Here is a 24,749-nt window from a genome sequence, read left to right as displayed (position 1 = left end):
CATGTCAGCCCATATCTCCAACGTCCGTCCCAAACACGACAAAGTACTGGTCGATATCGTCGATTACGTCACCAAGTACCGGATCTCTTCCCGGCTCGCCTACGACACCGCACGCAATTGCCTGATCGACACGCTGGGTTGCGGCCTGGAAGCACTCGAATATCCAGCCTGCAAGAAACTGATGGGTCCCATCATTCCCGGCACCGTCGTGCCGAATGGTGCCAAGGTGCCAGGCACACAATTCCAGCTCGATCCGGTACAAGCCGCGTTCAACATCGGCATGATGATCCGCTGGCTGGATTTCAATGACACCTGGCTGGCAGCGGAATGGGGACATCCATCCGACAACCTCGGCGGCATCCTCGCCACTGCCGACTGGCTCTCACGCGAAGCTGTCGCCGCAGGCAAGAAGCCGCTGACGATGAAGGCTGTGCTGACCGGCATGATCAAGGCCCATGAAATCCAGGGCTGCATCGCACTGGAAAATTCCTTCAACAAGGTTGGCCTCGATCACGTGGTACTGGTCAAGGTTGCTTCCACCGCCGTGGTGGCCGAGATGCTGGGTCTGAGCCGGGATGAAATCCTGAATGCAGTGTCGCTGGCATGGGTCGATGGTCAATCGCTGCGCACTTACCGCCATGCACCGAATACCGGTTCGCGTAAATCCTGGGCTGCGGGTGATGCGACTTCCCGCGCGGTACGCCTGGCCCTGATCGCGAAAACTGGTGAGATGGGTTACCCATCGGTATTGACGGCCAAAACCTGGGGCTTCTATGACGTATTGTTCAAAGGCCAGCCCTTCAAGTTCCAGCGCAAGTACGCATCCTATGTGATGGAAAACGTGTTGTTTAAAATCTCGTTCCCGGCTGAATTCCATTCACAGACCGCAGTGGAAGCAGCGATGACCCTGCACACTGAACTGGGCAGGCTGGGCAAGAAAGTTGAAGACATCAAAAAAATCACGATACGTACGCACGAAGCCTGCATACGCATCATCGATAAAAAGGGACCGCTGGATAATCCGGCAGATCGCGATCACTGCATCCAGTACATGGTCGCCGTCCCATTGATCTTTGGTCGTCTCACCGCCTCCGATTACGAAGACGACGTCGCCGCCGACAAGCGCATCGATGCCTTGCGCGACAAGATAGTCTGCGTCGAAGACACGTCCTTCACCGAGGATTACCACGATCCCAAGAAGCGCTCGATTGCGAACGCGCTGACGGTCGAATTCAAGGATGGCAAGAAGCTCAAGGAAATCGTGGTCGAGTATCCGGTCGGCCATGCGCGTCGGCGCAAGGAAGGCATACCGCTGCTGGAAGCCAAGTTCAAAATCAACCTGGCGCGCCAGTTCCCGGCCAAGCAACAGCAACGCATACTCGACGTGTCACTCGACCAAAAGAAACTGGAAGCCATGCCTGTCCATGAGTACGTGGATCTGTATGTAATTTAAGGGATGCAGCAAACTGTGTCGGCATAGCGACCGACACAGACATACAAGATAAAAACACAGACATAGCTTTACCTGGCCGGAGGAGACGTATGAGTTTCGATGCCGCAGCATATGACGCGTTTTACCGTTCATCTATTGATGACCCACATACATTCTGGGCCGAGCAAGCCCAACGCATAGACTGGCAAACGCCATTCAGCAAGACGCTGGATTACGATAAGGCACCGTTCGCCAAATGGTTTGTCGGTGGCACCACCAATCTCTGCTACAACGCGGTGGATCGCCATCTGGCCACGCGCGCAGAGCAACCCGCGCTGGTCGCTATCTCGACCGAAACCGATAGCGAGGTCACCTACACCTATGCGCAGTTGCACGCAGAGGTGAATCGCAGCGCGGCCATGATGCAGGCACTCGGCGTCAAGCAAGGTGACCGCGTCCTGATCTACATGCCTATGGTGGCGGAGGCCGCATTCGCGATGCTGGCCTGTGCCCGCATAGGTGCAATCCACTCGGTCGTGTTCGGCGGCTTTGCGTCGACCAGCCTGGCCACACGCATAGACGATGCGACACCCACGCTCATCATCTCGGCCGATGCCGGTTCCCGTGGCTGCAACATCACGCCCTACAAAATTCTGCTGGACGAAGCAATTGCACTGGCCGAACACAAACCGGCTCATGTGCTGATGCTGGATCGCGGCCTGGCTGCTATGAAAACCGTAGAAGGACGCGACGTCGACTACGCCAGCCTGCGCAAACAGCATATGGATGCGGCGGTGCCGGTGACCTGGCTGGAATCGAATTCGCCGTCTTACATCCTCTACACCTCGGGCACGACCGGCAAGCCGAAAGGCGTGCTGCGCGATGTCGGCGGCTATGCGGTCGCACTCGCGACTTCGATGGATTTGATTTTTTGCGGCAAACCCGGCGAGACCTTCTTCTGCACCTCGGATATAGGCTGGGTGGTCGGTCACTCCTACATCATTTACGGCCCGCTGCTGGCAGGCATGACCACCATCCTCTATGAAGGCTTGCCGATACGACCGGATGCCTCGGTCTGGTGGAGCATCGTCGAGAAATACAAAGTCACGCGTATGTCGTCGGCACCAACTGCGATCCGCGTCCTGAAGAAGCAACCTCTGGAGCTGCTGCAGAAGCATGACCTCTCTTCACTCAAGGCGCTGTATCTCGCAGGTGAGCCACTGGATCAAACCACGTCCGACTGGATTTCAGGCGTACTCGGTGTGCCGGTCATCGATAACTACTGGCAAACCGAAACCGGCTGGCCCATTATCTCGGTGGCCAAAGGCGTGGGCGACAAGCCGACGCGTTCCGGCAGCCCTGGCCAGCCCATGTATGGCTACAAGGTCAAAGTCATCAATGAAGATAGCGGCGAAGAGCGCAAGGCCAATGAAAAAGGCGTGGTCATCATCGAAGGCCCGTTACCGCCGGGTTGCCTGCAAACCCTGTATGGCGACGACCAGCGCTTTGTCAGCACCTACTGGCGCAACTTCAAACGCGAGGCTTACTCGACGTTCGACTGGGGCATACGCGATGCGGATGGCTATTACTTCATCCTCGGCCGTACCGATGACGTCATCAACGTCGCCGGACACAGGTTGGGTACGCGCGAGATAGAAGAAAGCATCTCCAGCCATGCCAATGTGTCGGAAGTCGCGGTAGTCGGCGTCGAGAATCCGATCAAGGGACAATGTGCGGTCGCCTTTGTGATCCTGAAGAATGCGGCGAGCGCATCCAATCCGGAAGATGCGCGCAAGCTCGAATGCGAAATCATGAAGGTGGTGGACAAACGGCTGGGGCCCATCGGCCGTCCCTCGCATGTCTACTTCGTCAGTGCCCTGCCCAAAACCCGCTCCGGCAAACTCTTGCGCCGTTCGATACAGGCGATATGCGAAGGACGTGATCCCGGCGATTTGTCAGTGATCGAAGATCCGGGTGCCTTGCAACAGATACGCGGCGCGCTGGTCACGGCTTAAAAAGAAAACGCTGGCATACCTTCGCAGATATGCCAGCGTATCTATGCACCAGATCTGACTGATCAGAAACGCGGCGTGTACTTCAAAGTCAGCAAAGCGCTACGCGGCGTACCGTAGTAGTTATTCGCGGAACCGCTATTGTATGAAGGCACGTAGTAGGTCTTGTCGAACAGATTATTAATATTGAGCGCCAGTGATACTTCAGGCGTGACCTGATAGCCGATACGTGTATTCCAGACTGTAAAACCTGGTACATCGAAGCTGCGATCATAGCTAAGTGCATGGCTCTGCGTATTCACACCACCACCTACACTGAACTTGCTCAGATCGCCCGGCAATTTATAGTCAGCCCACAGTCTGAGCATATGCTTAGGCGTCCAGGTACTAAATACTTTGCCCTCGTTCTCCGGATCTACCAGATATTTGGTAGTGTTAAAGGTGTAACCCGCAAAGAGTTGCAAACCACGCAGTACTTCGCCACTGACTTCGGCTTCGAAACCCTGGCTACGTACTTTACCGGCAGCGCGTGAGCAATCATTGCCGTTACACAAACCCAATCCATTCGGGTCAGGCACTGCGCGATTTTTGTGGTCGTAACGGAATACCGCAAACGATGTATTCACACGTCCATCCGCCAATTCGCCTTTGACGCCAAATTCATAGTTGGTGCCGGTGATAGGCTTGATCGTGCCGCCGCCCAGTACAGGTGCTGATTGCACCTCAAACACATCCGAGTAGCTGGCATACGTCGACCATTGATTATTCAACGCGTAGACCAAACCACCATATGGTGTAAAGCGACCGGAAGCGCTGTTAGTGCTTTCATAGCGTGGCGACGTGCCACGTGCCGGTTCTGAATACATTTGCTCAAACCAGCTGACACGTCCACCGAGGATACCGGTCAGTCTATCCGTCACCTGTGCACGCCAGGTACCGTAGACACCTTTTTGTTTTACATCGTAACTGCTGACGGTATTGGTCGAACCTGGCAGCGCCAATATGCTGGCGAAGTCTTGCCATGGGCGATTGTTATCGATCGCAAAGATATTGCCGCCGGTCGTCCATTTCCGGGCAACAGCATCATCGGTATGGTATTTGGAATAGTTGGCGCCGAAGATGACTTCATGCTTCATGGCCATCGCTTCGAAGCGTCCGCGCACATAGGCATCCAGGCCGAATTGTTCGCCTTCCAGATTCATCGCGAAGTCACCGTAACGCACGGTATTGCCACCCGGCTGTATGCCGTTACCCAAAGCAGATATGCGCTGATGCACGGAAGTATTTTTCTCCCGCATGGTGGCCGCCGACGCTTTGAACGTCCAGTTGTCGTTAAAGCGATGATCGAGATCCGCGTACACACTGGTCTGGTCGTTGTAGGCACGATTCCAGCCAGATCCTGTGTAGGTTGAGCGCGGCAAGCCTATGTCGCTATTGTCCGCATAACGTGGCAAGCCGATAAAGGAAGGACGGGAACGTGTTTCCTTGTTGCTGACACCGATACCGACTGTCGTGTTCTGGCTGATATCGAAGTCCAGCGCAGCGTACAGGGTGCGCGTATTGGCCCATACATAGTCGATATATGAATCGCTGCGATCTTCATCCAGTACTACACGGCCACGCAATGTACCTTCCGCATTCAGCGGCCCACCGGCATCCAGTTGCAAGCCGTAGCGGTCCCAGGAACCAGCCTTGGCAGTCACTGTGACGGTCTTGTTCGCCTGACCGCGTTTGCGGACAAAGTTAATCGCGCCGCCAGGACTGCCCGTACCTTGTGTCAGGCCAGCGGCACCGCGCAGTACTTCGACCCGGTCATAAAAAACCAGTGATTCGCTGCTCCAGTTACCAATGGAGTAAGTATTACGCGGCATAGGGACGCCGTCGTATTGGTAGCTATCGATCTGGAAGCCGCGCGACATGATGACCGTGCCCGGACCCACGCCCTGGGTTGCGACCAGGCCGGTACTATTGCCCACTGCATCGGCCAATGTCGTCAGCGCCTGATCATCCATGCGCTGCCGTGTCAGGACGCTGACGGATTGCGGAATGTCTTTCAGTTTTTGATCGCCACGGTTGAGTGACACGACACTGGATGAGTATGACTGGCTGCCTTCCGTGGTCGCCGTCGCCGCTGCGGTCACATGCACGACTGGCAAGTTGGCTTCACCGACAGGCACGCTGGGACGACGGATGACGGCACTGGGACCGTCTATCACCGCGATCAGATCGGTGCCGTACAACAGCAAAGGCAAGGCTTCCTGCACGTTATAGCTACCTTGCAAACCCTTGGTCTTCAGACCGTTGGTCAATTCAGTCGGGAACGACAGCAAGATGCCGGCTTCGCGGCCGAAGCGATTGAGTGCGGTTTCCAGGGCACCGGCAGGAATGTCGTAAGTCTTGCGCGCAGCAAAACTGGCAGGTGTGCCTGGCGCAGCATCTGCGGCCTGCACCAGGCTCGGTACAGTAACGATGGTAACGAGGCTGGCGGCGAGGAAAAGGTGGCCGATGGCACTGGCGAGTGGCGCCAGTTTGCCTGGACTGAGCGTGCGCGCTTTCAGGTGCGCTTCAGGTCCGGTACAGAGTAGATGCTGCATTTTCGATTCCTGTGTTGGTTTAGAGATGTGACTTGCTTATCTCGTATGTCCAACCAAAATCGAAAACAGACCACTACGATAGAAAAAATTTTCAGAAGCACATGAGGCGGATAAATCTCAGTGGCTTTAGCCCATCTTTTCGGGTCGTATCGTGACCCAGTAACGCGTCAGATAATGCACCTCTACCGGCAAGGTGGAGCGCAGCGCCGTGAGTACCAGATCGGTATCGTTTAAAGGATAGGTGCCGGAAACACGCAAACCTGCAATCGCCGGATCGCAGCTCAGGCGTCCGCGACGGTAACGCGACAGCTCAGCCAGGAAATCCTGCAAACGCATACCGCTGGCGACTATCATGCCTTCGGTCCAGGCACCGTCATCGCCCTTCAGGTTGACAGGCTCGGAGATGCCATCATGCGTAAACTGCACACGCTGGCCTGCCTGTATGACACGCACCAGCCCGGCACCATCCTTCGGGCGTATTTCTACCGCACCTTCAAATACATCCAGCCTGCTGAACTCGCTTTGCTGACGTACGGCGAAACGCGTACCGACCGGACGCAGCTCACCTTGTGCAGTCTGCACTATGAATGGTCGGGCGATGACTTCCTTGTCTTTCGCAGTGGTCACCATGATTTCGCCACTGAGTACCAAGACGCGACGTTCCGTTTCGCTGTAACGAATATTGACCGCGCTATCGGTATTCAACGTCAGCTCAGTACCATCAGCCAGCACAATGGTGCGACGCTCGCCCAAAGCGGTGCGCTCATCGGCCGCCCAGGCGCGCCACGGCAAATGTTCTTCCGCCATATACGCAGCCGCACCGACAAAGAAGAATGCAGCCAGGGTTTTGACTGCTTCGCGGCGTTTGTTGGAACGTGGTGCAGTCAGCGTAGCGTGTGCCAGCGCCGTAGTCAGCGGTGACGCTACACCGCGCAATTTGTTATTCACGCTTTCTATGCGCTGCCACGCGCGCGCATGATCAGGATGCTGCGCCAGCCATTCCTGTAATGCTTCACGCGAGACATCTCCGGATTGCAGCGCGACCAGCCATTCGACTGCGCGTCTGGCGACTTGTGGCGGCACGTCGATAGTCATGCCTGGCGCAGGCTTGCTCATGCCTGCTCCAACGCGAAGTAGCACTGCACGCCAGCGCGTATCAGATAGCGTTTAACGGTGGTGATGGATATCTTCAGTTCCGCGGCGATCTCGGCATGACTCATATCATCCAGTTGCGCATACAGGAAAGCGCGTTTGACTGGAGTGGGCAAGCCATCGAGCATGCGATCGATTTCGACCAGGGTTTCCAGCAGGATGGCGCGCTCTTCCGGCGATGGCGCTAACGCTACCGGCATTTGTTCCAGCGCGTGCAGGTAGGCGCGCTCCAGCTCTTCACGTCGCCAGTGACTAAAGAGCACACGTTGCGCGACGGTGGTCAGGAAGGCACGCGGTTCACGCGCTGCGATCAACTCTTCCCGCGCCAGCAAACGCACGAAAGTGTCATGCGCGAGGTCGGCGGCCTTGCTGGCATCGCCGAGTTTTTTGCGCAACCAGCCCTGCAACCAACCATGATGGTCGCTATATAAGACGCTGATTTCCTGACGCAGCGCGTTCTCGTTGGAAGACATGGGCGACCTTATTTTGCCGGACTCAGGGTGCCAGCCAGTTCAACTTCGACATGTTGCGCTTGCTGCGCTTTTTCACTCATGGCCCGCAAGTCTTCCGCATCGCGCACGAAGTGCATCGCGCGCGGCTGATTGACCAGCACGCATTGTTTGCCGGTGCGCTTGCAGTGATCCTGTATGCGCCAATAAGCGTTGTGGCTGACGCAACCGGTCTGGCAAATCACCAGGTCCGCTGCGACCAGACTTGCTTCCAGCGCGATTTCATCTTCCGTATCGGTGCCGTCGTGATGCAGAAAGTAGCCGCCTGCGCGCTCTACTTCCATCTGCGCCACTGAAGTACTTGAGTCATCCTTGCCTATGCACAGCACAGACTTCTGGCGCAAATCAGCTGGAATGACCGGGTGCGACGCATGTGCTTCCGGCCTTGCTGACTTGCCCAGCCACTGCCAGCCCAGACGCTCGCGCATCAAGCTTTGTATGTGTTCGGTCAGTGATTCCACCCGGCGCACCAGGCTGATGCGGGTAGGCAGACCCGGTATGGTGGCCTCCAGTGTCGCCATATCTTCACGCGCAAAAGCCAGCTCGGTATCGCGGGCGATCACTTCAGCACGCAAGCGCATGATTTCCGCATCCTTGCGCGCCATCTCTGTGCGCAGGGCTTCGATCTGATCGACCTGACGCGCCACCAGTTCGCTGCAACGGCTCTGGACACGACCATACTCGTTGAGCAACACGCTGTGCTCGCGCGCAATATTGTCAAAATTACTGCTGTGGGACTTACTCATTGCTTACCTCCAACCTGCTTAGTTATCGGCTTCGCAAATAGTGTTAGATCCGCATGCCGAACGGTATTCCGGGGTAATTATAAATGATAATTATTCTCATTGGAGGGGAAATTACAATTTTTCCGACTGATTAAAAGCGCCACCCTTTTGCATCCCGGTACGAGCAAACCCGCGACCAGCAAGCCTTGGCACTGCCTCACCCTGACGGCAGGCAATAAAAAAGCCGGAAGGGCTATCTGCTCTTCCGGCCTGCTGACTGCATTGCCTTAACTGCTTAGAAGGTACCGCGCAGGGTCATCATGACTTCACGTGGATTGCCGTATAAGGAACCGAAGTTTCTGCGATCTATCGCCGAGTAGTAATGCTTGTCGAACAGATTGTTGACGTTCAATGCCAGCGTCCAGCGTGGATCGATGCGATATGCAGCACGCGCACTCCATACCGTATAGCCACCCTGCACCACCGTTTTGTCACGACCTTGCGTATCGCTTTGCGTGGTCATGCCGAGCCCGGTGCTGATGGCATCACTGACACGATAGTCGGCCCAGGCACGGAACAGATGTTTCGGCACTTGCGGATTGAAAATCAAACCTTCGTTCTCCGCATCCTGCAGATACTTGGTCGTGTTGTAGGTATAACCAGCGGTCAGGTTCAGGCGCGAAGTAATCTTGCCGCCGACTTCTGCTTCGACACCCTGGCTGCGTACCTTGCCGGAAGCACGTGAGCAGTAATCACCATCACACAGCAGGCCGGAGTCTATGTCCTGCACTGCGCGATTTTTATGGATGTAGCGGAACAAGGCCAGCGAGGTATTTACACGCTGATCGAACAACTCACCTTTGATACCAAGCTCGTAGTTGCTACCGATAATAGGATCCAGCGTCTGTTGTGCAGCGTTACGTTGCGATTGCGGTACGAACACTTCGGTATAGCTACCGTAAGCAGTCCATTGTGGCGTGATCGCATAGGTCAGGCCCATGTAGGGCGTGAATTCACCCGAGCTTTTACTAAGCGTGGTGCCTGCGCCCCAGCGGCTCACCGAGTCGTACTTATTTTCATACCAGCTGACGCGACCGCCTATGATCAGGCTCAACGGATCTGTCAGTGACAGACGGGTGGTGCCGTAGAGTCCTTTGCTGGTGACGTCATACGCACCGGTCGACAGGTTCGACAGCGCAGCCAGGCTGGCCATGGTCGGCTTCGGTGTATATGGATTCGGGTTGAATACATTGATAGCACCAAGACCGGTGGCAATCGCATATTTGTCATCCGAGGTGTAGTTCGAATAGTTGGCACCCATGATGACTTCATGGCGACGTCCCCAGGCCTGGAACTTGCCACTCAGCGCCGCATCCAGCCCCACATGTTCGCCACGGAAATCAGTAGCCACACCTATCCGGTTGGTACCTGTGCCGGTCGCACGGGAAACCGCACCCTCACCGTAGCTATACAAGGAGTCATTGCGCTCATTCATATAGACCGCGCCCACTTTCAGTCGCCAGTCGTCATTGAATCTGTGTGTCAGGTCTGCGAACACACGGGTCTGCTGATTGTTCAGTTCATTCCAGTCCGAACCGAGGAAGGTACCGCGCCGTAGGTTCAGCGAGCCGCCATCGGCATAACGGGGCAAACCGGCAAACGACGGCGTGGCTTTGGTTTTTTCGTAGCTGATGCCCAAACCCAGAGTGGTTTGCGAAGTCAGGTCGATATCGATCGCACCATACAGTGTCGTGTTCTTGCTGCCGACGAAATCGATAAAGGAATCCTGCGTATCGTAATCCAGCACTGCGCGACCACGGATGGTGCCGCTTTCATTTAGCGGGCCACCGACATCGAGTTGCGCGCCGTAGTGATTGTATGAACCTGCCTTCACGGTAGCACTGATGGTTTTTTCAGCCTGGCCGCGTTTGCGTATCAGGTTCACAGCCCCGCCCATGCTATCCGCGCCCTGCCACAGACCAGCCGCACCACGCAGTACTTCAGCACGTTCGTACAAAGCCATGTTTTCCGTCAGGCTGCTGGCTTGTGAATAGTATTGACGTGACAAAGGCACGCCATCGTATTGCAAGGAAGTGATAGGAAAGCCGCGGGCGAAGAAGTATTTGCCTGCCATCGGGCTGGCCGTGGTGACGACACCGGTTACGTTTTCCAGCACGTCATAAATGGAAGTCATGTTTTGATCATCCATGCGCTGACGCGTGACGACACTGACGGATTGCGGAATGTCCTTCAGCTTCTGATCGGTTTTGCCTATCGATACTGTACGCGCGGTGTAGGAAGTCGCATCTTCCGCCACTGCCGCTGAGACCGTTACCGCTGGCAGCGTCGATTCCATTTGCGCAGTACGCAATACGTAGATATTGCGGCTACGTTCGACCGCCTCCAGGCCTGAGCCTGCCAGCAAGCGGGCAAAACCTTCTGATACAGATACGCTGCCACTCAAGCCCGGCGAACGACGACCTTCGACCACGGCGGAATCGATCTGGATGGTGACACCGGCCTTGCCAGCAAAATCTGCCAGGGTTTCGCCGAGCGCCCCGGCTGGTATCGCGTAAGCCTTGCGTGCAGCAGCCGTGGCACTCTCCTGTGCATGTGCAGGTTCGGAGACCAGTGCTGCGCCCAGCGCCAGGCTCATGGCGAGCAAGGCGCAATAGATATTCCTGGCCATGGGTGTAACTGGCGGCAGTTGCCTCTGCGCAGCGCGCGAGGAATGGTGGGTGTGGTGCATCATTATTCGTCCTTTGATCGAGGTCTATGTCATTCGCTACGAGTCAATGACACGCGAAATCAACAAAGGGGACATATAAAACAAAAGTATTTAAAAAAAGATGCCGGCATAGAGCCGGCGAAGGAAATATCGACGTTCGAAATCGACAAGAGGAAAAATTCTTTACTTAAAATATCGGATCAAGCCTTTGCTGCCGGTGCAGGTGCGACTATCGTCACCCAATAGCGCGTACGGAACAGTACTTCCACCGGCAAGGCATCAGGCAGCGCATTCAGAATATTGTCAGTGTTGTCGAGCTGGAAGGAGCCGGTAATGCGCAAGTCAGCCACTGCCGGATCACAACGCAGCAAGCCGGGCCGGTAGCGATTCAACTCCGCAGCAAAATCTTCCAGACGCATCTTGCTCGCAAACAGCACGCCATTGGTCCAGTCCACCACATGCGGATCAATCGCCTCGACCATGTCAAAACCGCTGACACTAAAGCGCGTTTGCTGTCCGGCATTGAGTACGATCAGTTTGCCGTTTGCCGCCTGCGGTCTGATCTCGACCGCATGCTCGAGTACGCTGACTCGGGTGGTAGTCGCGCCTTCATCCTTACGCACGACGAAGCGTGTACCCAACGCGCGTATGTGCCCTTGCGTTGTTTGCACGATGAAAGGACGATAACCAGCATGGTCGGCATCACTGCCTGTGCTCACTTCAATTTCACCGGCATGCAGACGCAACAGGCGCTGCGTGCCATCGTAAGCAATATCTATACTGGTATTGGTACCCAGATGGACGCGCGTACCATCGGCCAGACTGATCTCGCGATGTTCGCCTTTCGCGGTCCGGTAATCTGCATTCATCGCTGCCCACGGCGTATAGCGATACGATGCATAACCAACCGGCGCGGCCAGCATGAAGAGCAGCAGCGTCTTGACGACGCGACGACGGTCCACCCGTACCTTGCGACCCAGTGCAGGCAAACCGACTGCGCCAGGCACGATGCCGAATTTCTGATTGATGCGTTGTGCCCGCTGCCACGCACGTTCGTGCTCCGGATCTGCCGCACGCCAGCGTTTGCAGGCAGCAACATCTTCATCGGTCTGGCCGTCATACAAGGCTGCCAGCCATTGCGCCGCTTCACGTGCGATCGCCCGGTCTATCGGACGGCGGTCATCAGTATTGAAGGTAGTCGCCGTCATTACAGGTCCAGCATGATGCATTCTTCGAACGCTTGCGCCATGTAGCGCTTGACCGTGCGCACGCTGACATCAAGGCGCACACTTATTTCCGCATAGCTAAGTTCTTCAAACTGCGCGAGCAGGAACGCCGTGCGCGCCTTGTGCGGCAAGGCGTCCAGCATGGCGTCGATTTCGTGCAGGGTTTCGAGGATGATGAGGCGGTCTTCAGGTGCCGGTGCGTACATGTCCGGTACCAGCGCCAATGCTTCCAGATAAGCACGTTCCAGCGACAGGCGACGATAGTGATTCAGTATGACGCGCCCGGCGACCGTCGTCAGGTAGGCGCGCGGTTCGCGCAAATCCAGGTCGCTGCGTTTGTCTTGCGCGGTAAGTATGCGCAGGAAAGTGTCTTGTGCGATGTCAGCCGCATTGTGTGCGCAACCCAGCTTTTTACGCAGCCAGCCGAACAGCCAACCATGGTGGTTGCTGTATAGCGTGTGGACTTGCTGCTGCAGGAGGGTGTCAGTGGCAGACATTGCGAGTAAGACATCAATGCAAATGAGAATTATTCTCATAATAGCCGAGAAGCCGCTACAATTGCAATGCGCGGATTTATACAAATGCGTGTGCGTTGCATAAATGAAACCGCAGCACATGCAGAAAAGCTGGACGTGGAGCCCTGTCCAGCTTTTCAACCCCACATACAGATCATCAGAACCATGTATTCTTGTTCCGGATGCGCTCCTTATCAGTTGATAACGACGTACCGAATCTCACTATTCAATACCTATCCGCTTCATGCCGACAACCCCAACAGAAAACAAACCGCGCTCGCGTCTGGCCAAGGCACTCTACGGTTTAGCCGGCGGCATCGCGTTGGCGCTGGGCATCATCGGCATCTTCCTGCCAGGCTTACCGACCACACCTTTTGTCCTGCTGGCCGCAGCCTGCTTTGCCAAGGCCTCGCCGCGTGTGCATCAGTGGATGCTGCAGCACCAGCTGATAGGCCCCATGCTGCGCAATTGGGAAGAGCATCGCAGTCTCACGTTGCGGACCAAGTGCGTGGCGATAGGCTCGATGTCCCTCATGATTGCCGTATCGATCTGGAGTTTTTCCGGTCGCCCGTGGGTACAGCTGAGTTTGCTGGTACTGGCTGCGATAGGTGCGGCGACAGTGTTACGGATACCGACCCGGCCGCAAGCAAACAGCCAGCAGAAATAAAAAACGCATGATGAAACAAATTCATCATGCGTTTTTCTTATAAGCAGTCGATAAACAACTGCCGGATACAGAGATTTATTTTTGCATGTCCCGTATGCGCTCTATCAGCAGATCGCCATACTTGGATGTAGAGACGGTGCCGCCCAGATCGGCGGTACGACCGCTTGCGGTGCTCAGTACCGAATCAATCGCATCACGCAGGAAAGTCGCTTTCTCTTTCTGGCCTTTGTGCTCCAGCATCAACGCTGCCGCCAGCAAGAGTGCGGTCGGATTAGCCATGCCTTTACCGGCGATATCCGGTGCCGAGCCGTGCACTGCTTCAAAGATAGCTGCGCGTTCACCGATATTCGCACCCGGTGCCATGCCCAAACCGCCGACCAGACCTGCGATCTGATCCGACAGGATATCGCCGAACAAATTGGTGGAAACGATAACATCGAACTGCCATGGATTCAGTACCAGTTGCATCGCGCAGGCATCAACAATGCGATCGTTGAATTCGATCTGGTCTGCGTAGTTGAGGCCAACCTGTTTCGCCGTTTCCAGGAACAGGCCGGTCAATGCTTTCAGTACGTTCGCCTTGTGCACGATGGTGACTTTGCGGCGGTTGTTGCGCACCGCGTAGTCAAATGCGAACTTGGAAATACGACGGCTACCGGCACGAGTATTGATACCGGTCGCCATGGCCACTGCATGTGCGTCATCGCCGATAGGTACATAGTGCTCGTGACCGACGTACAGGCCTTCGAGGTTTTCACGTATCAATACCAGGTCGATTTTTTCGTAACGGCCGCCTGGCACGATGGTGCGGGCAGGACGTACGTTGGCATAGAGCTGATAGGCTTCGCGCAAACGCACATTAACGGAGCGGAAGCCGCCGCCGACTGGTGTGCTCAACGGGCCTTTCAGGGCGAGGCCGGTGCGGCTGATGCTGTCCAGCGTAGCCTGCGGCAACAAATCGCCATGTTTTTCCAGCGCGTTCACGCCAGCTTGTTGGGTTTCCCATGCGAACGGATTGCCGAGCGTATCAAATACGCGCACAACCACATCAACGATTTCAGGGCCGATGCCATCACCGGGAATCAGTGTGACCGGAATTTGCTGCTGCGTGCTGCTGTTAGGCATGTTGTTGTCCTATCCATGATCAAGATAACTAGAGCGCGTAAGCTTTGTGTAAAAGCCGCGATCCACATTTTAACTCAAATGTCTTATGTCATATATAAGAGTTAGAATTTTTTGTGAAGACATGCGTTTTTGGCATGACTCTTTTGAAAGATTGCAGATCAGCAAACCAAACCCAGATCAAGACGACAGATTTCTGGCTAGGCTATAGTGGTGTCGCGCTGCGCCTCTTGCAGGCACGCAGATGTCGTACGGAACATGATCAATCACGCAACTATTTAGGGGTATTTACAGATGGAAATCAAAGTCACCAAAGGTGCAGGCAAACTGCAACACATCGTCGCAGCCGGTCCACACACACTCATCGCTGATGCGCCATCCGCATTTGGCGGCGATGATGCAGGCTTTGTGCCGCACGATTTGCTGGCAGCCGCACTCGGTGCCTGCACTGCAGTGACATTGAATATGTACGCTGGCCGCAAGGAAATCCCGCTGGAAAAAGTCGACGTAACCGTGGTCGCTGGTGAGCAGGATGGTGCTTATGTATTCAACCGCACCCTGCACTATCATGGCAACCTGAGCGCTGAACAAAAAGACAGCCTGAACAAAATCGCTGACAAGTGCCCGGTACACAAAGCGTTGTCAGGTGAAATCAAGATCATCACGCAAGCCAACTAAAGCCAACTCAAGTCAGGACCGTATATGGATACCGACCAAAGCGTACTGGAAACCGTCGTCATCCCGCGTACGCGCGATCTCGGCGATAACTTTGAAGTAAGGCGCGCCCTGCCTACTTCGCAGAAGCGCATGGTCGGTCCTTTCGTTTTCCTCGACCAGATGGGGCCGCACGTATTCACCGCCGGTCACGGCCTGGACGTGCGTCCGCATCCACACATCGGTCTCGCTACCGTGACCTATCTCTTTGATGGCGAGATCGAACACCGCGACAGCGTCGGCTCTATCCAAACCATACAACCCGGTGCAGTGAACTGGATGACCGCAGGCAGCGGCATCGTGCACTCGGAACGTACCGGCAAAGCCTTGCGCGCCAGTGGTTCATCCATCGAAGGATTGCAATGCTGGGTCGCACTGCCGAAGAAGCATGAAGAAACCGATCCCGGCTTCGTGCACGTAGCGGCCAACGATTTACCGATACTTGAAGGCGACGGTGCATCGGCCAAGATTATTGCTGGCAGCTTTTTCGGCAAAAGCTCGCCCGTCCCTACGCTATCGGATTTGTTTTATGTTGATGTCGCACTGGCACCCAAGGCGCGACTGGACGTACCGGCCGAGTATCCGGAACAGGCTATTTATGTAGTCGAAGGTCAGCTCGACCTCGGCCGTGATGGTGTCTACGGTCCCGGCCAGTTGCTGGTACTGCGCGCCAATACCGCCGTTACCTTGCGCAATGGCAGCAACGGCACTACCCGCCTGATGCTGCTCGGCGGCGAACCCATGGATGGTTCGCGTTACCTGGTGTGGAATTTTGTTTCGAGCTCGATAGAACGACTGGAGCAAGCGAAGGAGGACTGGCGCTTACAACGCTTCGCTGCGGTACCAGGCGAAACCGAATTCATCCCGCTACCGGACTTGCCGGGCAAACCTATCGGTTATCCGTAAACATCCGGCGCAGGAATCTTCAGGCGCTCTTGCCGTCGTAGTGCTGTACCTTCAATACGGTCAGGTCTACACCTTCCAGGCAACGTGCATTGACTGCCGCCATCTCATTGCCGTCCTTATCTCTGGCCATGCCATATGTCTGGCAACCACAGGTCGGGCAGAAATGATGGTCTATCCGGTGTTTATTGAATTTGTAGACGGTGGACTTGCCATCACCGCTGGTGATCTTCATTTGTGCGCGTGGCACGAACCACAGCAGGAAACCTTTGCGACTGCAATGTGAGCAATTGCAATCCACCACTTGTTGCAGCTCGCCTTCTGCTTCAAATTTGAGCAAGCCGCAATGACACGATCCTTGATAGAGCATGCTGATCTCCGTAGTTATCTGGCCAGCCTACTGTACTTTATCCAATTGCTCGTACACCGCATGCGCGATGTTAGCAAGTTGGCCTTTGTCGATACCGGCGGATAAAGCATAACCGAATTTGCCATCTATCCAATAGAACACATTCACCGCCCCTTCCTGCGCGAAACGGAAACCGGTGTCCTTGTTCTGTGCCTGGTCGGTCGACACATATAGCGTCAGGCGCTGCCCCAGGCCATCCTGATACATGAACTGCGCCACCGGGCCGCTTTCACCTGGCAACAAACGGCCACCGATTAATTCATAGCCGAGCTTGCCCAGCTTGGGTGGGCGCATGGGACTGCCGGTACGTTTCGACAGCCAGGCGACCAACTGGTCTTCCTGCTCGGCACTGACTTCAACCGGACGACGCGCATCCGGACTGTAGACACTATGCGCAACCGCAGCCTGACGCGCCAGCGTCGATACCTTGAGCGGCGCTACTCCGCCGTTAAACTGCGCCAGGGTGGGATTCGTTTGTGTCGCGCCGTGCAAGACCCAGCCACCCGCACCACCGGCGAGTGCAATCACCAGCGCTGCTGCATAGCGCCCATAGCGTTCGCTCCAGCTGCGCAAACCGGATTTCAGTCGCGGCGGTACCGGCTCATCCAATACTGGCCGGAACAAGGCACGCAACTCTTCATTCTGTGCGCGATACGCCTGCACCCGTGCCTGCTCTTCCGGCCGCTCTGCCAGATAAAGCACGACCTCGCGTTGCCGCGCTTCACTCAGGAAGCCGTCAACGTAGGCATGCAGATCTGCTTCCGTCACCGTGTGCTGGCTCATTTGACTACCTTTAATAGCGACACGACAGCTCGCCCTTCCATTTGTGCACGCAACTTCTGGCGTGCACGTGACAATCGTGACATCACGGTACCCAGCGGTAAGCCCAGGGTGGCCGCGACTTCTTCATAACTCATTTCTTCCAATGCAACCAGCAGCAGGATCTCGCGCTGCTCCGGTGGCAAACTGCGCAAAGCCGTATCCAGGTCACGCATTTCCAGGCCGTCACTCACCGCGTGATGCGACACCGGCACAGGCGTGTCGTCATCCAGCTCTTCGGTCGGCAGCGATGGCTTGCGCACCTGATCGACATGCAGGTTGTGCATGATGCCGAACAGCCACGCGCGCATATCGCTGCCGCGTTGCCATGTAGATAGTTTCTTCCAGCCACGTTCCATTGTGTCCTGTACCAGGTCGTCCGCCCCCGTGCGATCACCCAGCAGCGCACGGGCATAACGACGAAGTCGGGGGATACAGGCGATCAGCCGGTCACGTTCATCTTGCATGGCAACTTACCGTAACTCAGGTCTTAGTCCTTAACGACGTGCCAGATATCCTTGAAGTTATCGCCGGTACGATCACCGGCTTTCTTGTCGGATGCAAACAGATAGAGTGGCTTGCCTTTGTAAGCCAGCTGCGGACTGCCGTCATCACGTGTCACCACGGAATACGGTGCGCTGACTTTGACGTCTTTGGCGGAAACTGGTGGCCATGCAGTAGCGCAAGGGCCGTTACAAGCGCTCTTGCCGCTATCGGCAACATCCTTGTCAAAGGTGTAGACCGTCATGCCACTGGTGGTGACCAGGATGCCGTCCGCTTTCTTGACCGGAACACTTTGCGCATAGGCGCTACCTGACAATACGACTGCAGCAACGGCGGACAATACGATATGTGAGAGTTTCATTTTTGTTCCTTTTCGATGGATAGTGGCAAGTCGATCAAGGCAAGCCATACGCTCGCCCATCGGCTTGTATCGTTTACGTCTAGGCACACAACAATGCGCTGACATTGAGGTAAACGATGGTGCTGCCGCTTTATTCCATCGTATGGAAAATATTTATCCGCTCTGGCACATTGTTGCCGCTACCTTACACCTTCTGCCGGGCGGCGGATATATTCAGTGCGGGCGCTCAACCAGGTATTGCGCGACTTCCCATGCTTGCATGGCGGCATCAGGATTGCCGGTCAAATGGGCGGCATCAATGGCGCCATCCAGCAGCATATTGATCTGGGTAGCCAGTTTGTGGGCCTGCGCACCGTGTGTTTCCCGTAACAATGACTCTATATAGTCAATGATGAGGTTTTTGTGCAGCGCCGAGATTTGATGGATGGGATTTTTGCGCTCATGGAATTCGGCAGCGGCATTGATGAACATGCAGCCGTTGAAGTCCTTGCGCTTGAACCATTGGTCATGCCAGGTGAACAGCGCAAGTATCTTCTGCACCTGCCCCTCCTGCTGGTCGACATAGCTCATCAGCGAAGTGCGAAAAAATACATCGCGCTGCGTCAGCACTTCCATGATCAGATCCTGCTTCGATGGAAAGTACTTATATAGCGTCATCTTCGCTATCCCTGCCTCGGCGATGATGCGATCTATGCCTACGCCTGTATAGCCGCCTTGCGCAAACAGTTTCATCGCCGTCTGCACCAGGACTTCCCGTTTATCCACCATTGCTTTTTTCCCACAAATCAAAAAAGAAGTATTGCAGTCACGTATCGGTATCGATACTATACAGATCTGTCTGTCTTTTCAAGTAACAGGAATTTATCTGACGCACATCAGATACCGACAGACCCGGATCAACCCAAACTTACTACGGACAAGCTATGAATTCATTTTTCTCCAAAATGCGCGGTGGTACCGCCTTGCCACCACGTGCGCCCATGCGTCATATTGCACTTTCGTGGCTCGGCGGCTTTCTTGCCATCGCTGCTGTCGCCATCGCCACCGACATCAGCCACGTACCGCTGGTGCTGGGCTCCTTCGGCGCGAGCTGTGTATTGATCTTTGGCTTCCCTGAAAGCCCCTTCTCGCAACCGCGCAATGCGATCGGCGGTCACTTCCTGTCATCCCTGATCGGCTTGTTGTTCCTGACCCTGTTCGGCGCACACTGGTGGAGCATGGCACTGGCAGCCGGTACTGCAATCGCTGTCATGCAGCTTACCCGCACCGTACATCCACCGGCTGGCTCCAACCCTGTGATTGTGATGCTGGCAGCACCAGCCTGGAGCTTCTTGCTGACACCTACCCTGATCGGTAGCATCATCGTGGTACTGGTCGCCCTGGTGTTCAACAATATCCCGAAAGAACGCTCGTATCCGAAATACTGGATGTAAGTTCTGTCCTTAAAGCACCTGCATCCCCTCCGCAAACACCTGAAAACAAGCATGGTTCATCTGGTGTTTGCAGCTGTTTCACTTGCCGGATAATTGTTCACTTATGGCCTTGAATAAGTGACCACATATTCGCTGCATCAGGCGCAACATCAAGCACAGCGCCACTTTCACTCCATTTCGCAATTTCTACGTAGTATCCACAAAATTCTTACGTGGTATCCACAATTCACATTTTTTTGCGCCACGCGAATACGTGATATCCACAACATGAATATCTCATATTATTGCTTTCAGCCCTAGCAAACGATGCGCGCTTCTTCGATAGTAGCGTCGTTGAATTAAATAAACACGAGCCGCGCACGAGTTTGGATGAGCTACAAACTTTTCCGACAGATCGATGCGGTTGCAAATGATCGAAATGAATCATCCGTTGTTTATTACAACGAGGGTACGTCCTGATCCTGAATTATGACGTGCATTTTCTACTTGAGAGTTGAGAGAAGGCAAAAATGAATCAAGCAACTACTATCGGTGCTGAAGGCACTGTTACTCGCTCAGCATCGTACCGTTGGATCCAATTGATCCTGGGTATCGTTGCCATGGCAATGATTGCGAACTTGCAATACGGCTGGACACTGTTCGTCGATCCTATCGCAGCAAAACACGGCTGGAGCCGCGCTGCAATTCAAGTCGCATTTACCATCTTCGTTCTGACCGAAACATGGTTGGTACCTATCGAAGGCTGGTTCGTAGATAAATTCGGTCCACGTCCAGTTGTTCTGGTCGGCGGTGTATTGTGCGGTGTGGGCTGGTTCATCAACTCGTTCGCTGACTCCCTCGCAACTCTGTACTTTGCAGCTGTTATCAGCGGTATCGGCGCTGGCGCTGTATACGGTACTTGCGTTGGTAACGCATTGAAATGGTTCCCGGACCGTCGCGGCCTGGCAGCTGGCTTGACCGCTGCTGGTTTCGGCGCTGGTTCTGCTGTAACCATCATCCCTATCTCGGCAATGATCGCTACCCGCGGCTACCAAGATGCGTTCCTGTACTTCGGTATCGGCCAAGGCATCATCGTGGTTCTGGTTGCTCTGTGCCTGTCGCGTGCTCCTGAGCACAAAAAAGGCGATGCAGTCGCAAACGTTCAACAAACCAAACGTGATTACAAACCAAGCGAAGTTCTGCGTGAACCAGTTTTCTGGATCATGTACGCAATGTTCGTGATGGTTGCAGCTGGTGGCCTGATGGCAACTGCGCAACTGGGTTCGATCGCTCGTGACTTCAAAGTGTTCGACGTACAAGTCAGCATGATGGGTCTGACACTGCCAGCACTGACATTCGCTCTGGCTATCGACCGCGTACTGAACGGCTTGACCCGTCCATTCTTCGGCTGGGTATCGGATCAAATCGGTCGTGAACCAACCATGTTCATCGCATTTGCTATCGAAGCAGTTGGTATCCTGGCTCTGTTCCACTACGGCCACAACCCATTCGCATTCGTTATCCTGACCGGTATCGTGTTCTTTGCATGGGGCGAAATCTACTCGCTGTTCCCATCGACTTGCGCAGATACATTCGGCAGCAAATACGCAGCATCGAACGCTGGCCTGCTGTACACAGCTAAAGGCACAGCTTCCCTGCTGGTTCCACTGTCGGCAGTATTGGCTTCGGCAACCGGCGGCTGGTACGCAGTGTTCGTCGTAGCTAGTGCACTGAACGCTGTTGCAGCTCTGATGGCATGGTTCGTATTGAAACCAATGCGTGCTAAACACATGAGCAAACCAGCAGAATAATAGTCACACGGTAACTAGGTGTAACTCTTAAGACCGGCCTACGCGCCGGTCTTTTTTTCGTCTGCAGTTTCCTGATTCTGTGCCTACCGACCGACGCTATCCCGCATCACAGCGCGCTTATGTGAGTTAGCGCTCTCACTTTGTGCATAACTTCGGGTAGCATAAGCAACAACACCCGAAGCTCCGTACACAAGGCCTCCTATATGAACTATCCCGAAATCCAGCAAAAGACTTTCCTGGCCTTATTGATTGCCTTCTCGGTAGCCTTCATCGGTATCCTGTTGCCCTTCTATGGCGCAGTATTCTGGGCCGCGGTACTGGCCATTCTGTTTTCGCCGTTCTACCGCAAACTGCTGATCAAAATGAACCAGCGCAGCAATATGGCAGCACTCGCCACACTGGGTATCTGCCTGGTGGTTGTGATCCTGCCGCTGGTGCTGATTTCGATTTCACTGGTACATGAAGCGACCAACCTGTACAGCAACATTCGCTCCGGCCAGCTGAACTTCAGTGTCTACTTTGAAAAAGTGGTTGCCGCACTGCCGACCTGGGTCGTCAACCAGATGGATAAATTCGGCCTCACCAATGTCGCCACCTTGCAGGCCAAGCTGTCGCAAGCAGCGGTACAAGGTAGTGAATTCATCACCAAGCAGGCCATCAGCATCGGGCAAAACACCTTCAACTTCCTGATCAGCTTCACCATCATGTTGTACATGCTGTTCTTCCTGCTGCGTGACGGTGACAAGATCGCTGCCCGCATCCGCGCAGCAGCACCACTGAATCCGGATCACAAACGCACCCTCTTCAACAACCTGACCACCGCCATCCGCGCCACTGTCAAAGGCAATATCATCGTTGCTGCTGTGCAAGGCGCGCTCGGCGGCATCGCCTTCTGGTTCCTCGGTGTCCAGGGCGCTTTGCTGTGGGGTGTGCTGATGGCCTTCCTGTCGTTGCTGCCTGCGGTCGGTGCGGCGCTGATCTGGGTTCCGGTTGCGATCTACTTCCTGCTGACAGGTGCAATCTGGCAAGGCGTCAGCCTGATCGCCTTTGGCGTATTGGTGATTGGCCTGGTCGACAACATCCTGCGCCCCATCCTGGTCGGCAAGGACACTGCGCTGCCGGACTTTATCGTTTTGATCTCCACCGTCGGCGGCATGGCGCTGCTGGGCCTGAACGGCTTTGTGATCGGCCCGGTCATCGCCGCCCTGTTCATGACGCTGTGGGATATCTTCTCTTCCGGCAAGCAAAAACAGGAAGCAGAGAAATTACACAGACCTGATTAAGCTGAACTCATCCATAGAAAAGCCGACCATTTGAGTCGGCTTTTTTCATGGACTTATCTCCTTGTCATTAACGCCTTGCGGCTCAATTTCTGCGACAATTCGCGCTATGAATCCGACATTAGCCCCAGCCGCAGAGCAATTCCACATCGCTTTTTATAAATTTGCCAGACTGGCAGATGCCGATGCGGTCGTCACGGTATGCCGTGAACTGACACGCGACCTGTTAGGCAGCATCCTGATCGCCGATGAAGGCATTAACGGTGTGCTGGCAGGTACAGCTGCCGCACTGGATAGCTTCGAGCACGCGCTCAAAACCGACCCGCGCCTGGATGACGCATTCAGCAATATCGTTTTCAAACGCAGTGCCTGCAAAACGGTACCGTTTGCCCGCATGAAAGTGCACCGTAAATCCGAGATCGTGTTCCTCGGTGTCGACAACGTCGATGCGATCGGTCGCACCGGGATCGATGTCAGCCCGCAAGAATGGCGCGAACTGATCGCGCAGGACGACGTGGTCGTGATCGATAACCGCAACAGCTTTGAATACAAACTCGGCAAGTTCAAGAATGCGGTCGACCCCGGCGTCGATAACTTCCGCGACTTCCCCAAATACATAGAAGAGCATGTGCCGGAATGGCAGGCCAGCGGCAAGCGCGTGGCAATGTACTGCACCGGCGGCATACGCTGCGAAAAAACCAGCGCGTGGATGCTGGACATGGGCGTGCCGGTCTATCAACTGGAAGGCGGCATCCTCAACTACTTCCTCGAGATGCCGGATGCGGAGAAGGACTGGGAAGGCGAATGCTTCGTCTTCGATAACCGCATTGCACTCGATACCAAGATGCAGGAAACCGACACCACGCTGGAAGATGTGTACGGCGGAGAGCCTGATTGGGAATGGCGCTTGCAACGCGCCAAACGCCTGGATGCAGACAGCGAGTGAAAACGGCTCCAGCTCAGCAGCCACCCAGCAAGGATGGCGTCGGTCCCAGCAGCGTTGCGCTCCCGGCCGGAACCTGGCCGACCATCATGGACTTCCTGTGCGCACACTTCCCGGCGATTCCACATAGCGAATGGCTGGCGCGCATGCAGCGCGGTGATGTCATCGCTGCCGACGGACAGGTACTGACACCTGCCAGCCCATATCAGCCACACAGCAAAATTTATTACTACCGCAGCCTGCCGGCAGAGCCACGCATCCCCTTCGATGAGGTGGTGCTGTATCAGGATGAGTATCTGATCGCGGTCGACAAACCGCACTTCCTGCCAGTCACGCCCGCCGGACGCTATTTGCAGGAAACCTTGCTGGTACGCCTGAAGCGTTCCCTCGGCATAGACACGCTGGCCCCCATGCATCGCATCGACAGGGAAACGGCCGGGCTGGTGCTATTCACAATACAGCCACACACACGTAATCTGTATCAAACCCTGTTCCGTGAGCGCAGTGTCAGCAAGGAGTACCAGGCCATTGCGCCGCTACGCAGCGATCTCGTGCTGCCAACTACCTATCGCAGTCGCCTGGTTGAAAGCGATGCCTTCATGAAGATGTGCGAAGTCGCTGGCGAGCCGAATGCCGAAACGGATATCTCCCTGCTGGAAACCCAGGGCGAGCACGGTCGTTACCTGCTGCAACCCGTCAGCGGCCAGAAGCACCAGCTGCGCGCCCACATGGCGGCACTCGGCATCCCCATCGTGAATGACCGCATCTACCCACATCTGTATCCGGATGAAGGGGCGGCACAAGACTACAGCCAGCCACTGCAATTGCTGGCCAAATCGGTACGCTTCACCGACCCCATCTCAGGCAAACAACATCAGTTCGATAGCCAGCTGCAGCTGAGGTTTTAAACC

The 24,749-nt window shown here is 55.2% G+C and carries 23 protein-coding genes; 10 read left to right on the top strand and 13 right to left on the bottom strand.

Annotated elements, in window-relative coordinates; all coding sequences use genetic code 11:
- Position 1 precedes the first annotated feature (1 nt).
- A complete protein-coding gene (locus H7U06_RS02250; RefSeq protein ID WP_175624596.1) occupies positions 2-1,453 on the top strand; it encodes a bifunctional 2-methylcitrate dehydratase/aconitate hydratase in 1,452 nt (483 codons plus the stop codon).
- A gap of 89 nt (positions 1,454-1,542) precedes the next feature.
- Positions 1,543-3,447 carry a propionate--CoA ligase gene (locus H7U06_RS02245; RefSeq protein WP_175624595.1) on the top strand — a complete coding sequence of 635 codons (1,905 nt, stop codon included), beginning with the start codon at positions 1,543-1,545 and terminating at the stop codon, positions 3,445-3,447.
- 62 nt (positions 3,448-3,509) lie between these two features.
- Here the strand turns inward: H7U06_RS02245 and H7U06_RS02240 are convergent, their stop codons facing one another.
- The 7 genes from H7U06_RS02240 to H7U06_RS02210 form a co-directional block, all read right to left on the bottom strand.
- Complete coding sequence (locus H7U06_RS02240; protein WP_175624594.1) at positions 3,510-6,038, bottom strand: TonB-dependent receptor; 2,529 nt, start codon at positions 6,036-6,038, stop codon at positions 3,510-3,512.
- A gap of 126 nt (positions 6,039-6,164) precedes the next feature.
- Positions 6,165-7,154: a FecR domain-containing protein gene (locus tag H7U06_RS02235; RefSeq protein ID WP_175624593.1), complete on the bottom strand. Its 990-nt coding sequence runs from the start codon at positions 7,152-7,154 to the stop codon at positions 6,165-6,167.
- Positions 7,151-7,663 (bottom strand): sigma-70 family RNA polymerase sigma factor, encoded by a 513-nt coding sequence (locus H7U06_RS02230; protein ID WP_175624592.1) that lies wholly within the window; start codon positions 7,661-7,663, stop codon positions 7,151-7,153. Before H7U06_RS02230 ends, H7U06_RS02235 begins: the two co-directional genes overlap by 4 nt.
- Before the next feature lie 8 nt (positions 7,664-7,671).
- Complete coding sequence (locus H7U06_RS02225; RefSeq protein WP_175624591.1) at positions 7,672-8,445, bottom strand: DUF2325 domain-containing protein; 774 nt, start codon at positions 8,443-8,445, stop codon at positions 7,672-7,674.
- Between the two features lie 274 nt (positions 8,446-8,719).
- Complete coding sequence (locus H7U06_RS02220; RefSeq protein WP_175624590.1) at positions 8,720-11,113, bottom strand: TonB-dependent siderophore receptor; 2,394 nt, start codon at positions 11,111-11,113, stop codon at positions 8,720-8,722.
- 239 nt (positions 11,114-11,352) lie between these two features.
- Positions 11,353-12,360 carry a FecR domain-containing protein gene (locus H7U06_RS02215; RefSeq protein WP_230089485.1) on the bottom strand — a complete coding sequence of 336 codons (1,008 nt, stop codon included), beginning with the start codon at positions 12,358-12,360 and terminating at the stop codon, positions 11,353-11,355.
- On the bottom strand, positions 12,360-12,875 hold the full coding sequence (locus H7U06_RS02210; protein ID WP_175624588.1) for a sigma-70 family RNA polymerase sigma factor: 516 nt from the start codon (positions 12,873-12,875) through the stop codon (positions 12,360-12,362). Before H7U06_RS02210 ends, H7U06_RS02215 begins: the two co-directional genes overlap by 1 nt.
- Before the next feature lie 262 nt (positions 12,876-13,137).
- On the opposite strand from H7U06_RS02210, the gene H7U06_RS02205 reads away from it, so the two are divergent.
- Positions 13,138-13,560 carry a YbaN family protein gene (locus tag H7U06_RS02205; protein ID WP_175624587.1) on the top strand — a complete coding sequence of 141 codons (423 nt, stop codon included), beginning with the start codon at positions 13,138-13,140 and terminating at the stop codon, positions 13,558-13,560.
- Positions 13,561-13,635: 75 nt separating this feature from the next.
- On the opposite strand, the gene H7U06_RS02200 is transcribed toward H7U06_RS02205, so the two are convergent.
- A complete protein-coding gene (locus H7U06_RS02200; protein ID WP_175624586.1) occupies positions 13,636-14,685 on the bottom strand; it encodes an isocitrate/isopropylmalate dehydrogenase family protein in 1,050 nt (349 codons plus the stop codon).
- Between the two features lie 291 nt (positions 14,686-14,976).
- Between H7U06_RS02200 and H7U06_RS02195 the strand changes: the two genes are divergently transcribed.
- A complete protein-coding gene (locus H7U06_RS02195; protein WP_175624585.1) occupies positions 14,977-15,360 on the top strand; it encodes an OsmC family protein in 384 nt (127 codons plus the stop codon).
- 24 nt (positions 15,361-15,384) lie between these two features.
- A complete protein-coding gene (locus H7U06_RS02190) occupies positions 15,385-16,302 on the top strand; it encodes a pirin family protein (RefSeq protein ID WP_175624584.1) in 918 nt (305 codons plus the stop codon).
- Between the two features lie 19 nt (positions 16,303-16,321).
- Here the strand turns inward: H7U06_RS02190 and H7U06_RS02185 are convergent, their stop codons facing one another.
- From H7U06_RS02185 to H7U06_RS02165, 5 genes are all read right to left on the bottom strand, one after another.
- Positions 16,322-16,669 carry a GFA family protein gene (locus H7U06_RS02185; protein WP_175624583.1) on the bottom strand — a complete coding sequence of 116 codons (348 nt, stop codon included), beginning with the start codon at positions 16,667-16,669 and terminating at the stop codon, positions 16,322-16,324.
- A gap of 27 nt (positions 16,670-16,696) precedes the next feature.
- Complete coding sequence (locus tag H7U06_RS02180) at positions 16,697-17,491, bottom strand: anti-sigma factor (RefSeq protein WP_175624582.1); 795 nt, start codon at positions 17,489-17,491, stop codon at positions 16,697-16,699.
- The gene (locus H7U06_RS02175; protein ID WP_175624581.1) at positions 17,488-17,994 is read right to left on the bottom strand and encodes an RNA polymerase sigma factor; all 507 of its coding nucleotides are present in this window, start codon (positions 17,992-17,994) and stop codon (positions 17,488-17,490) included. The genes H7U06_RS02180 and H7U06_RS02175 overlap by 4 nt, the downstream gene beginning before the upstream one ends.
- Before the next feature lie 23 nt (positions 17,995-18,017).
- Entirely contained in the window at positions 18,018-18,392 is a 375-nt protein-coding gene (locus H7U06_RS02170; protein WP_175624580.1) for a hypothetical protein, read from the bottom strand.
- 213 nt (positions 18,393-18,605) lie between these two features.
- The gene (locus H7U06_RS02165; protein ID WP_175624579.1) at positions 18,606-19,160 is read right to left on the bottom strand and encodes a TetR/AcrR family transcriptional regulator; all 555 of its coding nucleotides are present in this window, start codon (positions 19,158-19,160) and stop codon (positions 18,606-18,608) included.
- Between the two features lie 155 nt (positions 19,161-19,315).
- On the opposite strand from H7U06_RS02165, the gene H7U06_RS02160 reads away from it, so the two are divergent.
- The 5 genes from H7U06_RS02160 to H7U06_RS02140 all read left to right on the top strand — a co-directional run bounded on the left by H7U06_RS02160 (position 19,316) and on the right by H7U06_RS02140 (position 24,746).
- On the top strand, positions 19,316-19,825 hold the full coding sequence (locus H7U06_RS02160) for an HPP family protein (RefSeq protein ID WP_175624578.1): 510 nt from the start codon (positions 19,316-19,318) through the stop codon (positions 19,823-19,825).
- Positions 19,826-20,334: 509 nt separating this feature from the next.
- A complete protein-coding gene (gene oxlT / locus H7U06_RS02155) occupies positions 20,335-21,615 on the top strand; it encodes an oxalate/formate MFS antiporter (RefSeq protein WP_175624577.1) in 1,281 nt (426 codons plus the stop codon).
- Positions 21,616-21,818: 203 nt separating this feature from the next.
- Entirely contained in the window at positions 21,819-22,898 is a 1,080-nt protein-coding gene (locus H7U06_RS02150; protein ID WP_175624576.1) for an AI-2E family transporter, read from the top strand.
- A gap of 106 nt (positions 22,899-23,004) precedes the next feature.
- The gene (locus H7U06_RS02145) at positions 23,005-23,841 is read left to right on the top strand and encodes a rhodanese domain-containing protein (protein ID WP_175624575.1); all 837 of its coding nucleotides are present in this window, start codon (positions 23,005-23,007) and stop codon (positions 23,839-23,841) included.
- A complete protein-coding gene (locus H7U06_RS02140; RefSeq protein ID WP_175624574.1) occupies positions 23,796-24,746 on the top strand; it encodes a pseudouridine synthase in 951 nt (316 codons plus the stop codon). Before H7U06_RS02145 ends, H7U06_RS02140 begins: the two co-directional genes overlap by 46 nt.
- The last annotated feature ends 3 nt before the right edge of the window (positions 24,747-24,749 follow it).

It is taken from the genome of Herminiimonas sp. Marseille-P9896 (genome assembly GCF_903993245.1).
Taxonomy (GTDB): Bacteria; Pseudomonadota; Gammaproteobacteria; order Burkholderiales; family Burkholderiaceae_D; genus Oxalicibacterium; species Oxalicibacterium contaminans.
The sequence above is the reverse complement of the archived record's forward strand: the minus strand, read 5'-3'. Positions and strand labels throughout refer to the sequence as shown.